A 260-nucleotide genomic window follows, 5' to 3' on the forward strand; every position below is an offset into this window, starting at 1 on the left:
CGTGACCTCGACCTTGGCAAGGTCGCGCTCTACCAACTGAGCTACACCCGCTTGGATTCCTGGAGGCGCGAGCCGGAGTCGAACCGGCCTAACCGGATTTGCAATCCGGGGCATAACCGATTTGCTATCGCGCCGAGAATCTTACTAACCACCTCAGAGCCTTGGTGAAGCCCTGAAGAAAATGGGAAGCCGGGGCTTCCCATCAATATGCCTGGAGCGGGTAACGAGGCTCGAACTCGTGACCTCGACCTTGGCAAGGT

General features: G+C 58.1%; 1 tRNA gene. It reads right to left on the minus strand.

The features are described 5' to 3' along the window. Positions 1-60: 60 nt before the first annotated feature. Positions 61-134: transfer RNA gene (locus B0W88_RS32405), tRNA-Cys, on the minus strand. Positions 135-260: the final 126 nt, after the last annotated feature.

Origin of the sequence: Pelomonas sp. KK5 (genome assembly GCF_001984095.1) — a bacterium.
Lineage (GTDB): Bacteria > Pseudomonadota > Gammaproteobacteria > Burkholderiales > Burkholderiaceae_C > KK5.